The following is a 16,228-nucleotide window of genomic DNA, read 5'->3' as shown; positions in this document are numbered from 1 at the left end:
ATGTAACGCCAGTTTCTTTCGACCAGTCACTCGAAACGGGTCATCTTGTATTGGCAACGGAACGGTACGGATCTTTCATTTCCCGGCTAACGCCCGGTACGCGGTTCGGGGATCGCAAAGTCATCATCTGACAGTTGCGGGGTCGCGTAGTCCGTATTGGGTTGGCTGGGGATCGAGTCCATATCGTTCATGATCGTCCCCGGTGTAAAGTAGAGGTGTTGGCTCTCTACACCTTCACCGTTTGTTGCGGGCACGAATTGCGATTCCGGATAGGCTCGGTTGACGTCGAATCCGCCGTCGAGATCGCTGTTTTGATAATCGAGGCCAGGTCCCCGGTAGCCGTTGGGGTGCACACTGGGGATCGTCGATTGGGATCGATAGAGGTCCGCACGGCGTTGCGATGCGGGGAATCGAAGGGATTCGTCGACACGAGAACTGCTGACATCGTAGACGCGGTTTTCCAAAACATGGTGACGACCACGGACGATGAATTCACGATTGCTAAGTGAGAGCGGATCCAGTTCGGCGACAGCGGGCGCCCAACGCAATCCCATCAGGTCAAATAGGGTTGGGAAAATCGTTGCCTGGGCCATGATGATGTTCTGCTGCAGCGAACTCTCTCGGTTCGGTACCGGTCGCCACAACGCGCCCACGACGGGGATGTCTTCCAGCAGCGGTACACCGCGAGCGGTGCGTTCTGCTTTGAGCGCGACGGTGTAGCGACTGACTTCACGCAGTTCGAAGTTCGACAGTTGCACATCGGTGTCGATGAAGTGACGTTTGACTCGGCCAAGATGCTTTTCATCGGCACGCACCGGTTCACGTACGTTGGTCGTGTACATGTAATTGAAGTCGAACACGACTGCTTGGCCATCCGGTTCGATCACTGGGCGGATTTCATAGCCTGTTCCAGTTTCGAATTTGTAGATTGCCGGATCGGGAATCAGTTTTTCGACGTTCGATTCGTAGCGAGGGCGATTGCCGGCGTCTTGGGCCAGCATGTCCGCCTGAGTGTCCGACTGCAGTCCTGGCAGTACATCGCGAACCATACCGGATTGTCCGGCGACAACTTGCGATGTTGGTAGGCCGCCCTGGCTTGCCGCGAGGGCCAGTAGGTTGGGATCGTTGACCAGGGCCCCGACATCGTTGTAAATCGCCAACGCGGAATCGATCCCTTCACGGATCAGAATGTCGCGTTTGGGCAAGTCAAATTCCATCGTCGCACTTGGCGAAACCTTGGCGAACGCACGGTTGTTGGCCAAGACGTTTGTCGTTTCGGTCTGGCCGAACTCGACGTCTTTGTATTGGCTGCCTTCGCGAATGTTGCGGAATGTTGGATAGTAAAACTGTGTGTTGAAATCGTCGTCGAGTGCCGTTGTCAAACGTTTGAGGTAGTTGTCGATGTTGGCGGTGTGCGCCCGCGTGCCTTCGAGCAGTTCGATGTATTTCTCTTCCAAATCATCGATCAACATGTCCAAGAACTTCTTGTGGTCCAATGGCCGACGCGCATCGTTTGCCTCTTGGATTTTGAAGTTAGCCTGCACGTCGACTTCGAGCAGCAGGTTGAACTGCTCGTTGACGTTGTTCATGTGGTACAGGATGTATTGTTTGCGTGGATGCTTTTGGAAGGTGCGTTCGATCCGGTGTTGGTAGCTCTGCCACAAGGTGTAGTAAGTGGTGAACTTGGCCTCCGGATCTTTGAGTTGTTCCAGCAAACGGAGACGTGTCGTCGACAAGTCTTGGATTTCACCAAATGTCTGTGTGACCAGAGATTTGAGCTCCATATACAAGTCGGCGAAGTCTTCCAGCGATTTGTAATCGAGTTGCAGTTGTGGGACGCTGTGCGAAGGCTGGATGATCACATCTTTTCTGACAATTGCCAGCTTCGCACGGATCGTTTCGGCCCGATTGTCCAACGTGTATTGGGAAAGCTCCGTAGCAAGTTTGATCGCATTGTTGACCGCAGCGATAATTTGAGTCTCAATGATGGTGTTGTGTTTCGGATCAGCAACGATCATGATCACCGAGTGGTCAAGCGACTCGGCGTCCTGCTTTGCAAAATGAAACTCGACGCCCTCTTGAATAATGCTGCCGTAGAACGTGAAGACGCTTGAGAGAGTGCGACTGGAGTTGAGCCGGAAGTTTTGAACTTCGACTCTCTGTTCGGTGTCAGTCAGGTCGTTGATGAATTCGGAGAAATTGGCATCGAACCACTTGAGGATGTCGGACGACGCGATGACAGCTTTACGGATCTCGGACTGAGCCTTGGTCAATTCGACAACGACGTTCTGGATCGCTTCCGACTTGGCTTGTTGGGCACGGTAGAGTTCTCGTTTCGCTTCGTTCTCTTTCTCTTTGGCCGAGAGTAATTCCTGTTGGCGATTGCCAAGCCGGTCTTCGATCAAGGCACGTTCCATCACGCGCTGTTTGTATTCAAGCTCTGTAATCAGACGGCTTTTGAAAATTTGGGCCAAGCGAATGAATTCGCGTTGCAACGGTGTCATCGTGTCGCCTTGCATGCCGTTTGCCGAGTAGAAGCCGCGAAGCGACTGGAACGCCGCATTTTGCGAGAGCGACACCAACGGTGGCGGGCCATGGTGTTTGTCCCACATGCGGCGAAACGCTGATCCAAGCTTGGTGTGGTGCGAGCAGGGGTTTCCACAAGCGTCGGTGCAGATGTGAATTTTTCCGTCGCTGTGATGCATGCCCGCATCAAGGTAGTTTTGTTCCGCTAGTGGCAGTTCTTCGCGAAGCTGCTGATCAAGATGGCTGAGGATAAGCACTCGGGTTTCGTTGTTGGCGAGCGACATCAGCAGCAGTGCCGACGACAGGCTGGTCACATCCATCGAGTGCAAGGACAAAAGCTTGTTGCCGGTGTGCAGGAACTCGCTGTCCATCGCTTTCAACTCGTCGATGAACTCGTGGCCGAAGAACGAATACAGGTATCGTTCGTCACGTTCCTGTTGAGTGGCGCCGGGGTACATCGTACAAGCTTGCTCAGCCCGTTCGGCGGCTGCCAACATCACGCTTTTACGGATCATTTCACCCGTTTGGACCGTCATAAATCGAGCTTGGTCGATATAGGTTTGGATCCGCGAGGCAACCGTTTCCAGTCGTTTGGCGTCATCGCCATTGATCTGTGTGCTGTGGACATTGACGCGGACTTGTCCGACAGGGGTATCGATCTGGTTGATCATGAGCCGGATTTGGTTGACACCTTTGAGCGGACCTCGCAGATGGATTAGCCCTTCGCCAATGACCGAGATGCTCGTTTGTTCCACCGGGTCAGAACTGTTGGGGACACCTTCGGCATAAGTATCTGGATCCGCATGGGCGGCAAACACTTCACGACGAAATTGTTCTTGTCGCGCGAGCTGTTCACGCGACTCGAGTTGCTCGGATTGTTCTCGGGCGTCGAGTTCGGCTTGCTTTGCCGTGTCGACTTCGCCCTCCAGGCGTTTCACTTCTGCGGAGAACGTTCGCACCGCTTGTTCCATTGCCGCGGCACTGCTGTTCAGTGCGGTGAGGGCATCCTCGTTCTCAGGATCCGTCGAATTGCGTTGTTGCGATGTTTGCCGGAGTTGTTGAAGTGTCTTGTCAAAATTGCTCCGGGCATCCGAAAGCTTTTGCTCGAGTTCGCGGGTCTGTTGTGCTTTGCGAATCGCTTCTCGTTCGGCTTGCTGGCGAGCTGCTGTTGTCTGGTCAGCGCGCGTTCGCGCTTGATCGGCATGCTGCCTTGCCATCGACACGCCGTGTCGGTTGTGTGACTTGACTTTTCGATTGATGATTTGGGCAACACGATGGGCATCGCGGAAAAAGTACAGCGGTGCGACACGCGTTTCTACTTTGTCGCTTTGATTGAAACCATCGGGGGTGTCACGCGGAGGCGTCCATTCCTGATACGCGACGTATTCGCCTGTTGCACCGTGAATGCCTGGCATCACTTGTCCAGGAAGAACGCTGCCATTGGCAACCACGCCAACGCTTGCGCCGAACATCTCAACCCATCCGCTGCTCAGCACGGCCGGATTGTTGACAACGATCCCGTTTTTATAGATATCCGTAAGACCTGTGATCTCAAGTCTGTATTCGTCAGGCGTTAATTTGGCGTTAGGGAATTTCAGGATGACCGAATTGCTTTGGACGCTGAAAAATGCCGACTCGGGGGAGATCACTACAGCGTCGGAACTTTTGTAAAGGTTGAAATGTTTTTTGTTCCCGTCGTCCGCTCCTTCAGTAAGTTCCAATTTCTGTTCTTGCGGGAATCGAAGTGTGACCTCGTTCGCGCCGGCGATGGTGCCGATCCCATTCTGTTCGAAATGCTCCACTCGCAACGGCTTGTCGAGAAGCAGGAACGTGTACGTTACGGGGAATGCGATCACTCGGCTGTCACCGGCGTATGCGGCCAAGCGAAGTTTGACTTCTTGGGGGCGCGTGGATGCCGGGATACCAATAGGGATATCGGCGGAAAAATTTTGGTCGCTTTCGTTAGGTGAACTCAGCATCGTCCTGCCGCTCAAGACTTTGCTGAATTGCCCGCCCTGGAGCTGCTCGACAATCAAATCAAAATCATCTGACCAATCCTTCGCCGTTACGTGGATCGATTGCAGTGATTTGACGGTGTACATCGTCTTCGACTTATCAATATCGCTTGGTTCTTTCGAGCCGTTGCCTAAATAGGTTGAAATTACAACTTCGCCAACATTCCAGTCCGAACCGTTTTTCGCATTGAAGTTGTGTGGAATTGCTTGGTCGGCGAGACGCAATTTTGTTGGTTGGCTTCTCGCATCGCCAACCATCAGCCGAAGCGATTGGTAGGCATCGCTTATACGCCGTAGCGGAATGTTTGCCGTTGCCAGGTAGGTTTGATCTTCGCTCGATTGATCGACCAAAATTTCGAATTGGTCGATCACTGTATTGTCGTTAATCAAATACCCAACGTACTCGCCACTTCGCTGTGCATCGATCCCGCTAAAACGTAGCAAGGCAGTGTTCGAAACTTCGGTCTTGAAGAGCGTAATTGCGTTTTGATCAATTGGGATGTTTGGCTTCCGGTACTCACTGTGTGTCGCGTTGGAAACGTAAATTCGAGAAATCGTGTCGACCGGAATTGCTTGAAAGCTGCCGATAGCGATTTCTGGATTTGCGACCGTTTGTGCGACGGATGCTTCCACAAACGAAACCGAAATAACAGAGGGCCCTGGGAGCTGAATGGGGGCAAACGCGACTGTGTACAGCTCGCTCTCTTCCTCTTCGTCAGCGCTTGGCGATACTTTGCCAGTCACGGTAAACGATTCGGGCTTGGGCTGCTTGTCGACCGAAGTGACCTTCAATGAGAGCGTCGGATTGGAAAGGTTTGCTGGACCCTTGAAGGTGATCTGAAAGCGGCTGTTAGCTGCTAGCGGAATCGCCCATGGATTTAGTGCCAAGTCTTTTTCGCTGATTGGCCAAACCAGATCCTTAAACGCCGTCGTTGGATTTGCAGGCGAGATGGAGACTAATGAGTAAGCGCCTTTGATCGGTTCGCTGTCCGCATCTGCTTGTTGCAGCCAGTTCACTGGGCGTACCGACCCTTCCGGGTGTTGTACGGTGGGGGGCGCGAGCGTTCTTTCAGGCGTGTTCTCGAACTTGCGAAGTTCGGCAAATTCTGCAGTTTGCTCGATGCGAGTGAGTGGATTCGCGGCTCGCGGATTTGTGGGCGTCGATGTTGGACGCTGAGAAAAGAACCAGACGGCACCACACAGGATTGCCAGTCCGGCAATTGCGATCTTTCGAGAGCCAGTTTTTGCTTGCCAGAAACGCATCTGTCTGCCTAGCCAGAGGGCACAACGGTTATCGGATGGTCTTCTACCATCCTTAGGGGGTTGTCCCTATAGTTCGGCTGATCGGGGGGATCGCATTCAGGCTAATCGGTATCTTTTAGTTGAACCTCATGATTGTCACTAATCGTTTGTTCGTACCCAATGCGACCGGCAGCGTTTTCAGTTAGTAAAAACGCTGCAAGTGAAAAGTTTGGTTCAAGTCGGCGAGAGGCGATGCCGAGCGTCTTGGGCGAATTAGTAGGATGCGGAGTAGACGTCTAGTCCTTGGTAACCATGGCCAAACGTGACACTGCCTTTGCGACGCGCCGAACGGATCTCCCCTCCCGTTTCTTTCAAGGCATCGTGCGATCCGGTGAATCGAATTTCGTACCATTGGTCGTCCTGCATCCCGGCGTACTGTCCTTGCATTCCTGCGGCGCTATCGTCCAAAGATTTGTCCAGGTAGCTTGCGAATGGCGATGTTTCGGTGTGGTTACCAAAGTGCTTTGGAGGCAGCACGATCGTCACTGGTAGTGCGTGTTCTTTGATGTCGAGTTCCAGTTGCAGGCGGATGGTCACTGGAACTTGTGTACGGCTGACCCGCAACGTGACCTCGTAGGTGCCGTCGGCGCGTGTGATAAGTTTCATGCCACCGGCGATCGTCAACCCGTCCCGTCCGTCAGGCGCGCCGTCAATCTTGTAGCGAGGAATCGGGAATCGTGCAGGTTGGTTGAAGACAGTTTTCGAGTCTGGTCGGTTGCGTTTCTTCGCGGACTTCGCCCGCATATTTGCCTGGACCACTTTCCACTGCATTTGCGCGAGTTTCTCTTCCATCTCGGCGTCCTTCTGCGCGCGCTCGAGGAGCAACTGTTGTTGCGTCAGTCTCAGTGAGCGAATGTATTCTTCGTTCTTGGCGTCCTGCGTTTGTTCTTGGACTATTGTGTGCAACGAGCTACCGAAGCATTCGGAAATTGCATGTGCCTCAGCGATCATCCGGTCAAACTCGCTTCTGATTAGATCAGTGTTTTCCTTCTTGATTTCCAGCGAGTGTTGCTGGTTTTCGCACTGGATGACAATCGCATCGAGTTCTTGTGAGAGTTGGTGCAAGCTTTGGTGGTGTTCTGTTAATGCGACCAAGCCGTCGGACGAGTGTTGATAGAGATGTCGAAGGTTCCGGCAGGAATCGACGGCGATATCGCCAAGTTGTTCGAGTAGGCGATGGTCAGCGATTTTATTGCCGGAGGGAATTCGCTGGCGTTCCAACTCGGCAAGTTCAAGTCTGATCTGTTGGATGATCGCTAGTCGTTTTGAATGATCATCAGCGTTGATCTGGGCAAAAATTTCATGATCGCCGGCAATCAAACGTTCGATGACTGCAACGGTCGGATCGAGAGCTTGAAGCGAGGCAAGATTGGCTTCGGTCCCGCTTACTTCGGTGAGGATGATGCTTAGTTGTGTCGCAATGTCGTTGACGTAAGACTCGCTGACCTCGTCGCAGGCGAGCAACTTCACTCGCAATTTCAAGCGTGTGTCTTCAATAGCCGCTAAATGTTTAGCAATCGTTTTGTACTCGTCATTCAGGAGTAGCACTTCGACATCAAGGTGACCACGAGGTTCGATACTTGGTGACTCCTGTGCGGCACGATCGCGAATCGCACGAGCTGTTATTGCCCTTTGAGATTGGAGTGTTTCCAGGGCTGATTGGGCGCACTGGGCGACTGCTTGGCTCAGTGCTTCAGGGGAACTCCATAGCTTGCGCAACAGGTCCGCAGTCGACTCAGCCTTAGGGGCGGCGGGTACTTCTGTAACGATCTTGTATTTCTTAAAAAGTGTACTCAGTTGTCGAAGGTGATCTGAGATTGATTCCCGGGTCGCCTGTTCTAGGCTTTCATTCAGTTTCTTGATTTCGGCGTAGCGTTCGACGACTTCCTGGTGATTGTTCTTGACCGTACACAATGAATCACAGCTTAAGGCGTACGAGCCGTTGCCACAGTTCACTTGGTCTTGCTCGCTGTCAATTTGAAGTTGCGAGGCAAGCGGTTTAATTCGTTCGAGACGCTTTTGGATCAGGAGCATCCAGTGCAAACGTTCTTGAACGGATTCATGAATTTTGCGAACCGTTTCTTGGATGTCACTATTGGAGACATCGTTTTCCTTTTGCAAGGAAGCCACTTGGTCGTGGATCTCTTCGACCTGGGCGCGAAGTGTTTGCGCTCTCATCACGGCATTCACCAGTCGGTGAAGCAAAACATCCTTGTCGGTTGTGTCGAAGTCTTCGATCGCAGCGGGGACGTTCGGTTGACCCTCGAGCAGCTTCTTGCGTAGCTCGTCAGGACAGATGATTTTTGTAGAACTCGTTGTCTGCGGCGAGGTGCTGTTGCTGTTACCAGGCGTGACTTCATCGTCTTGAGAGTCTGCGGGTTCGGACGTGGCCGCTTCTGATACTGCTTTTGATTTGCAGAAGTTTTTGATTTCCGCATTCAAATGTTCTGCTGACTTTTTCTCAGCTTCGGCGTCTTCAAGCAGTAGCTTTGCTCTCGCGACGGCAAGCTGCACATTCTCGATTTCCTTTTCAGTATTTGTGATCTTGGCATTGAGGTCGGCAATAGTGCGTCGTGTTTGGGCGGCAATTGAATTTTTGTTGATCCAGTCGGCAGTATTTTGGTCGGTTGAGGCTGCTGCGTATTCGGTCTTGGCGGCGTTCGCGATTGCGTCTTCTGTCCCTAATCGCGTGTTCGCTTGATCGCGGGCTAGGTAGGTTGCCGCTTTGTCTGCGAGGAGTTCTTTCAAGCGAGAGTTTTCGGTCGCCAACGCGGCCTTCTTTGACTCGGCGCGGATTGTCGCAACGTCGAGTAAGCTTTTTGCATGTAACAACATCGGTTTGCAACAGTCAGCTGCAGGTGGCTCGTCGGCGGAGGCGGGCGTCTCGTGGCCAAGTAGCGTGAGCGTGGTCACGATGGCGAGGGCAAGCTTGTAATTCATGGTGATCGTCGAATCAGAGGAACAGGCTGCGTTGCGGTGGGGCTGCGATTGCCCCGATGGCGTTACTATAGTTACTGGCTTCAGGCCTCACTCGACGAAGTGGCGTTAGAACGCAATGTTCTCAATCGTTGCTGCCGTTTTGTTTCCTTCGCTTGCCTTGCTGGCGAATAGTGGACAGTTGGCGAATGCGCGGTGAGCGATTTGTGTGTGCAAAAACAGCACAATTTCAAACGTTCCTTGGGCGTATTGGTTGCACGCGATCGGGATGCCGCGGCAAGAGGTAAAACAGTCGGATCACAAGGCTAGGGTGTTCAATAACAGTGGTGATGTTCAAAACATGCTCCACTCCTGGAGGGATCCCGACTCGCCGCAGAATGATGCCAAAGATTTCATGTTTGGTACGTTAGGTGCAACACCATGGTCGTTGCACGCAAACGAAGTCAGTGTGTGCGACCGAATCTGTGTCAGATAGATTTGAAAGCATTGGCCGATGTCTTCTGCACAGTGTCAGGTACTCGGTGGGAATCGCGTCCTTTATGTTCGGTTTATGCGTTGCGATCGGCTATATTTGAGAGTGCGGATGTTTCCTTTCTGCGCGAAAACGGTCGCGGTTCTGTTCCACCCTACCCAAGATCGGTCGTCGCGCTTGACGTGAACTAGCAAGTAGGTGAGTACCATGTGCCTTACCATTTCGAGCCCAGCGTTTTTTAACGGGGCAACGATGCCGGAAAAGTACACGGGGGACGGCGAAAACATCTCTCCTCCACTGCGATGGAGAGGATTACCTGAAGGGACCCAAGAGCTGGCGATTGTCTGCGAGGATCCCGATGCTTCTTGTGAGGAGGCGAGTGTTCACTGGCTGGTCTACAAGATCCCGCCAGACCTTGAAGAGCTTCCAGAGCACCTGCCGCTTGAACCTTCGGCTGAGATGCCAATCCGGGTGCTTCAAGGACGCCACTCTGGACTGAAGGGGCCCAAGGTCGGGTACCAAGGTCCTGAGCACTTGAAGCATCGTGAGACGCACCACTACCGATTCAAGCTGTATGCATTGTCCACAAAGCTTGATCTCGCACCCGGTGCGGATCGCGCCGCACTCGATGCGGCAATGAGTGGTCACGTGTTGGCCGAATCGGAGCTGGTCGGTACGTCGCAGCGGGCAACGGTGTAGCTCGCGAGTGAACTGCCAGGAAGGTTATCGAGCGACCGGAGTTAGTCGAACGGGCGGCAAAACATTGCGTTGGGATGACCAAATGTTGGCTGCCCGGATCGTTCTTGATCGCATTGGAAGTCGCCCGAACGGTTCGATTTGAATCGACTTAGAAAAAATGTCGACTTAGAAAATCTGATCGGCAAGCGAGACAAAGTCGAAGAGGCCGGATTGGAATGTGCTCGCACCGCCTTGGCTGTGGCGAACCATTCCGTGCGGCCCGATTAAGTGAGAGTCCATCGGAATTTCGATGTTTCCGCTGTCGAGAAACAGTGTCAGATGGCTTTCGACTTTTTGTTCGACCTGCTCACGTGAAAAGTAGACCGCTTGGCACTGAAATTCCTTCGTCGTGATCGGCTTCTTGGTGTGGAAGATTGAGAAGTGTCCGTTGAATTTCGTCGGGATTGGGCGAGGCTTGGGAATCGGCCGTCGTTCCAAGTAATAGACACTGGCGAAATTATGCGGTACCGAGCGGATCTCGAAGTAGTAGTCGTGGTTGCTGGCGCCGAATGAATCACGCGAGTTTTCACGCATGATGATGAACTTCGTTGATCTTGGTTCGGAACGTCGCTTGGGTAGCGGCGGAAGTTCTAGATCGGGAAACGTGTAGAGCAACAACCGGTTGAACGTTTGTTTGCCCGGTTCGATCAATCCGTCAGCGCCTGGCCACCCGAAGTGATGGATTTGAAATCGGGTAATTGCGTCAATCGTTTTTCGTCCGCAGTCACCGTCCGGTTTCAGAGGAATCGGTGATCCGCCGTCATCAAGCGGGACATCGTTGATCGCGTTCTGTACAGCCTTGGTGTCATCAAATTTGTTGACACCATGGCGACCGACAGATGCGCGAATAGAAAGAGTCACCTTTGGCAAGCTCGATGGGGCGAACAAAAACGGAAGTGGCACACGACAACGCATACAAATGATTGGCTGCGCCGCATTCTAGCGTTTTGGTGCCAGGATGCGATGCCGTGCGCACGATCACCACTGCCCCGTTTACGGAGCGGACATCGAATCTTAAACGTCGGCCGGTTTGGGGACTTCGAAGCCGTCGCGATAGTCGCGAGTTAGCATCGCGTTGGCGGCATCGTTGTCGGCAAAGGTTTCCGACTCGGGGTCGAAACGCAGCGTCGGTCCAAGCGAAAGGCGTTCCGATTCTGGCTTCACCCCATTATCGCGTAGGTGCTGGAGTGTGCGATTGAGCGTGGCAAGATCGTCGTCGGAGGATTGGAATGCTTCCACCGCTTTTTGCAGTTCCTCGGGCGATGCTTTCTCGTCTTGGCCGACGTAGTACGCGATGTTGCCGAGATGCGCGATTGATGCGGAAAGGTGTCCGCACGTCGCGTCGGCATGGAGCGTCGACGGATCGCGCGAAATCACCGAGTCGACAAAGTTGCTCATGTGAACGTCGTTCAGGTCACCGTCAACGGCGACATCGTGTTTGAACTCTCGCACGAGCTTCATGTTTTTGTCAAACAGGGCGCCGTTTTCATATCGTGGGCCTTGGATCGCATAGCCTTCGCTGCCGTAGAAGATCACACCGATTCGGTTGCCACGGTTGCTGCCGAACAGTTTGTTGATTTCTTCGTCAGCGCTGTTGTCGACGCCCAGTCCGCGTGTTTCGAACACGATTGTTTTGTCGCCGTAGTTATAGATCGAGACCTGTGTGTTCGCGGTATCTCCGGCATCGACATAGCTGGGGTCTTTGCGTTCTGCTTGATAGCCCAGTCGGCCGGCATAGGTCAGCACGGATTGTGGGTGACGTTCGAGTCCCAATCCCCATCGTGCGACGTCCGTTTGGTGTGGCCCTTGGTTTCCGGAATCGCCGTTGCCGTAGTGACGTTGCCAGTGCCAATCGTAGTGGAACTGTTGGCGTGTAACTTTGGGATCGGTGTAGGTCGTCGGGCCGCTCCAAAGGTTGAAGTCGACGTTTTCTGGAATGGCGTAATCGCCAAGTGGGCCGATCGATTTGCGTCGTTTGTAGCACAGCCCCCGCGCGAGTTTGACTTCGCCGATACCGCCGCTTTGGACAAAGTCAACGAGTTCGATCACGCCTTTGCTGCTGCGGCACTGGGTTCCCGTTTGGAACATGCGTTGGTGACGCTTGGCGGCTTCGACAAGCGAACGCCCTTCCATGATGTTGTGGCTGATCGGTTTTTCGATGTAAACGTCTTTGCCAGCTTGCATCGCCCAGACGCCCATCAACGCATGCCAGTGGTTCGGTGTCGCGGCGGTGACAATTTGTAAGTCGTCGGAATTCAGCATTTCTCGAAAGTCGCTGTAAACCGTGGGGGATTTGCCATGCCGGCGTGCAATGTCAGCGGCAGCGCGTTCGGCGACTTTCGAATCGATGTCGACAATCGCGCGGATCTCGCACCGTTTGTCGTTGCCAAACCCTGCCACGTGCGAACGCCCGCGACTGTTCAGACCAACCACCACGACACCAAGTTTTTCGTTCGGGCTATCGGACGCTTTGACAGAGTTGCTGGAGTGAACGCCGATCGAAAGGCCAGCGATCGAAGCGGCAGAGGTCAGCGAAAATTGACGTCGAGTAATGCGAGCCATGACAGAAGGACTCCTGGTGGGAAGAGGCGGGGTTGGTGGAGGTTCAGTTTAACGCTCGTGTTCTGTCGCCGCAGCTTTTTTCATGCAGGACTCGCTTTTGAACGCCGAAGCGGTTTCGCACTAGCATTCAGGACTGTTGGCTAATCGTCAGGATTTCGCCCTGCCCGCCAACACTGCGATCGGCGCGGATCCGTTTCACAACGTTGTCAATCAGTGGGTGAAGGACTCGCCGCATCATCGGTGACTGGTAAAGCGACAGAAACGACGCGTCGTAGTCAAACGGGGCCGAAAATGTCAACTTCGAATCAAATAGGCTCGCCGTTGAGGCACCCGGCAGGAACACGGTGCCACGTCGCATTCCAATGCATGGCTGGTGTCCGATGTCTGATCCCACGGCGATCGTTCCGGCAACCATTGAGGACGCGAGGTGCGTTCCGGCCGAACCGGCGATCACGATCGTACCGCGGCGCATTCGATGCCCAACGTAATCACCTGCATCGCCAGTGATTTCGATCGTCGCGCGTGACATGCCGCTTTTTCGTGACGCTAGAGGTGCGCCGACAAAGTGACCGGCGCTGCCGCCAATCAGGAGCGTTCCGCCTCGCAGGCTTGCGCCGGCGTAGTCACCGACGTGCCCCAGCACTCGAAAGACGCCCCGATCATGCAGCGCCCCGAGACCATCGCATCGCTCCGCGTCGCCTTCGATAATGATCTCGTCCGTCTCACTCTCGTTGACCAAGATGCGAAACAGGTCACCAAACGGAACAGGCATTCCGTCGGCGACTAGCGTTGACTTTTCGATCTGTGCTTGTGTTTTGTCAGCCAGCCAACTGCGCCGCAGCGTCGAGGCATCGATGCGTTGAAAGGGGTGTGGCTGTAGCGTGAGTGTCCAACGCGTCATCGCAAGATCTCATGTAGCTTGAAGTGATGACGACCGAGCTTGCCGCCGTAGTTGCCGGCGGTGATGGCAAGCAAACCCTTTTGTCCGAACGCTTCGCAAGCGGCGTGAACGCCGGTGCCGATGGCTGTCGCGATCGAATCAAAATCCAACCCATCAAGGACGATTTCCAAGACGGCATTCTGGTCCGACGTTAGCTTGGAATCGACAATCCCACGCAGTGTCGGACAGTACGCGTCGTTGGTCGAAGCGACCAGTGTTTTGTATTTGGAACCGACTTTTGATCCGCTGCGGACAACGCCGCCTGGAAACGGTGCGATCACACGGGGCAGCGGGGCGATCGCATCCACCGCGGTTTTCGCGGCTTGTAGGGCGACGCCAATCGAATCGGCAACCAGCAAAAAATTACCACCGCCGATGCCGTCCGTACGGGGCGCGTCGTGCTGGCAAAGGAATTCGCCATCCATTACCGGAACACGCCAGTAGCGTTGCCCTTCGATCCATTTGCTGATCTGGTGTCCGTCGCCAAAGAACCGGAGTGCTTTGCCGAGGGCGACGCGTTTGTCGGTTTGGTCACGCAGGTGTTCCATTCCCGAAAACAGTGATGTTGTCGGACAGGTCAGCACGCACTGTCCGCAGCGACGGACGATTTGTTTGTCCAAGCCGTCGCCGGACATCGCAAATCCGAGCAACGCGAATCCGGGGCGACCATCGGGCGTTTCGTCCGCGGTGAGCTCACGTTCGATATCGATTTCGATTTTGCAATCGATGACGCTAGTGCCAAAACCGCTCATCGCGACAGCCGCTTGGCGAGCCCAATAAGCGTCGATCGCGGTCACGATCACACGCGTCGCTTTCATATCGAACGCTTCCGCGAAGGTCGGTTCGATGGTGACACCATTGATTTGTAGCGGTGCGGTCTCGTCGGAGTCGCTCTCTTGCGGATCACTCATGATGTCCGGCCCCTGGTGGTTTGCCGGACGGGACGCGAGTTGATGGTCGAATGCAGTTCATCGTCGCTGATCGCGAGGCGAGAAAAATCGAAGGTCGAGTGTTCGTTGTACATTGATCGAAACCGGTCGACGCTTGCCGGGTCATAGCTGACATCGGCAATCAGCGTTTGGTGATCCATCGTGCGAGCGATTTCAAGGTCGATGCCGCCAGGATTGTTCTCTCGATCGACGATGTGCTTTCCACCCGCGAAGACATGTTGTGGCGAGCGGAACATCGTCTCGGCGTTCTCGTCGGACTTGTAGACGACGACATCGGCAATCGCGCCAGCGGCGAGGTGACCTCGGTCGGAAAGCCCCAGGATTGCTGCGGGAGCCGACCGCGTCATCGTGGCAATCTCGGTGAGCGAATATTCGCGGTCGATGCCGGCAAGCGAGCTGGACGCCGCCGCGTCTTGATCGATTTCTGCGAGTGCAGTTTCGCGGAAGGTGCGGTCACACAACAGCCGGATCAAATGCGGGTACGCGGTAAACGGCGCCCCGTTGGGATGGTCGGTCGTCAAGAAAACTCGGCTTGGATCGTTGATCTTTAAAAACAACTCCAGTCCGATTGCCCACTGCAGCGCGTGGACGAATTGTTTCTTGCGGTAACGAAACGGCACCACGCCACAGCCGGCTTCACACTCGATGTCGGCGATCACTGATTTGCGAGGTGAAGCGTGACCGCGATTGTCGAACTGGTGCGGGGCGTCGGCGCTGATTGTGACCGTTTGACCGAACATGATTTGCCCAACGTCGATTGTGACGTTTCGGTGCAAATGCAAAGCGGCAACCAGTTTTTCGGCGGCCGACGTCATGCCATGTTCGCCTTTGCCATAGCAATGGAATTGGGCGTGCGTCAGGTGCACCGGGAAGCCGTCGGCGGCCATGATGGTTGCGAGCGTCGAATCGATGTTGCCGGGGACGCCTAGGTTGCTGCAGTGAATGTGCAGCGGATGGACCAAGCCGATTTCGTGGCAGGCTCGTGCGAGAACACGAATCACGTCGCCGGGAGTGATGCCGTAATGTGGATGCAGTTCGTTAACGTCCAAGTTGCGTTCGCCGAACTTAAACGCGGAGATCCCGCCTGCGTTGACAACTTTGACGGCGATGCTTTGTGTGGCGCGGACCATCCAGGCGACGTAATCGTTGATCAACGCTTGCGGACTGTTCGCGGCGATCAATCGCAGTAGCAGTTCGTCATTGCCAAGCAAACAAAAACCGCCGGTCGCTAGACCCGGTATGTCAGCCATCTCGGCATGTGCCGCGCGGGCATTGCATGGGATCACGGCCGGTTCAAAGGCCACCGTGTATCCCATTTCCAAGTAACGTTGACCGGTGATCGCGGCGGCCGGTAGGTAGTCGCAATCCATCGCTTGGCGACCGAGCTCGAACGCCTCTTGTTCCAAGCTGTCTTGCATCAGCAAACGTGCCAAGGACAGTTTGCCGCCGCTGATGTGCGTGTGGATATCGATACCGCCGGCCATGACGACGCAGCCGCTGGCATCGATCAATCGGTCTGCCGAATTCGAGTCCAGAGTTGCGGGCTCGACGATCCGATCGCCATCAATCCACAAGTCCTTCGTTTGGTCGGTTCCGGATTCCGGGTCGATGACTCGACCGCCTCGGATCAGTGTTTTCATTCCGCGTTGTCGCCATCCTTCGTTGACAGCTGGAGGGATCATTTGCGTCAAAGCACCAATTCGCTAGGCTTATTCGTCGGCGGGGCGAGATCGGGGCAAGCTGGTTCCTGCGAGGGGCTTGGTGCTGTTGAGGCCCAGCAATGGTT

8 protein-coding genes are annotated in these 16,228 nt (G+C 54.5%); 1 reads left to right on the top strand and 7 read right to left on the bottom strand.

Features of this window, described 5'->3' with window-relative positions:
• Positions 1-86: 86 nt before the first annotated feature.
• A complete protein-coding gene (locus tag CGZ80_RS26680; protein WP_094418728.1) occupies positions 87-5,804 on the bottom strand; it encodes a hypothetical protein in 5,718 nt (1,905 codons plus the stop codon).
• A 252-nt stretch (positions 5,805-6,056) separates the two neighbouring features.
• Positions 6,057-8,783 carry a hypothetical protein gene (locus tag CGZ80_RS26675; RefSeq protein WP_094418727.1) on the bottom strand — a complete coding sequence of 909 codons (2,727 nt, stop codon included), beginning with the start codon at positions 8,781-8,783 and terminating at the stop codon, positions 6,057-6,059.
• 676 nt (positions 8,784-9,459) lie between these two features.
• Between CGZ80_RS26675 and CGZ80_RS26670 the strand changes: the two genes are divergently transcribed.
• Complete coding sequence (locus CGZ80_RS26670; protein WP_094418726.1) at positions 9,460-9,951, top strand: YbhB/YbcL family Raf kinase inhibitor-like protein; 492 nt, start codon at positions 9,460-9,462, stop codon at positions 9,949-9,951.
• Between the two features lie 165 nt (positions 9,952-10,116).
• On the opposite strand, the gene CGZ80_RS26665 is transcribed toward CGZ80_RS26670, so the two are convergent.
• The 5 genes from CGZ80_RS26665 to CGZ80_RS26645 all read right to left on the bottom strand — a co-directional run bounded on the left by CGZ80_RS26665 (position 10,117) and on the right by CGZ80_RS26645 (position 16,082).
• A complete protein-coding gene (locus CGZ80_RS26665; protein ID WP_143544179.1) occupies positions 10,117-10,851 on the bottom strand; it encodes a peptidoglycan-binding domain-containing protein in 735 nt (244 codons plus the stop codon).
• Positions 10,852-11,004: 153 nt separating this feature from the next.
• The gene (locus tag CGZ80_RS26660) at positions 11,005-12,552 is read right to left on the bottom strand and encodes a Gfo/Idh/MocA family protein (RefSeq protein ID WP_094418724.1); all 1,548 of its coding nucleotides are present in this window, start codon (positions 12,550-12,552) and stop codon (positions 11,005-11,007) included.
• Between the two features lie 127 nt (positions 12,553-12,679).
• Positions 12,680-13,453: a formylmethanofuran dehydrogenase subunit C gene (locus CGZ80_RS26655; RefSeq protein WP_094418723.1), complete on the bottom strand. Its 774-nt coding sequence runs from the start codon at positions 13,451-13,453 to the stop codon at positions 12,680-12,682.
• Positions 13,450-14,403, bottom strand: coding sequence for a formylmethanofuran--tetrahydromethanopterin N-formyltransferase (gene fhcD / locus CGZ80_RS26650; RefSeq protein WP_094418722.1), 954 nt, complete (start codon positions 14,401-14,403; stop codon positions 13,450-13,452). Before fhcD ends, CGZ80_RS26655 begins: the two co-directional genes overlap by 4 nt.
• Complete coding sequence (locus tag CGZ80_RS26645; protein ID WP_094418850.1) at positions 14,400-16,082, bottom strand: formylmethanofuran dehydrogenase subunit A; 1,683 nt, start codon at positions 16,080-16,082, stop codon at positions 14,400-14,402. The genes fhcD and CGZ80_RS26645 overlap by 4 nt, the downstream gene beginning before the upstream one ends.
• Between the last annotated feature and the right edge of the window lie 146 nt (positions 16,083-16,228).

Origin of the sequence: Rhodopirellula sp. MGV (assembly GCF_002251265.1) — a bacterium.
In the GTDB taxonomy this organism is placed as follows: Bacteria; Planctomycetota; Planctomycetia; order Pirellulales; family Pirellulaceae; genus Stieleria; species Stieleria baltica_A.
The sequence above is the reverse complement of the archived record's forward strand: the minus strand, read 5'-3'. Positions and strand labels throughout refer to the sequence as shown.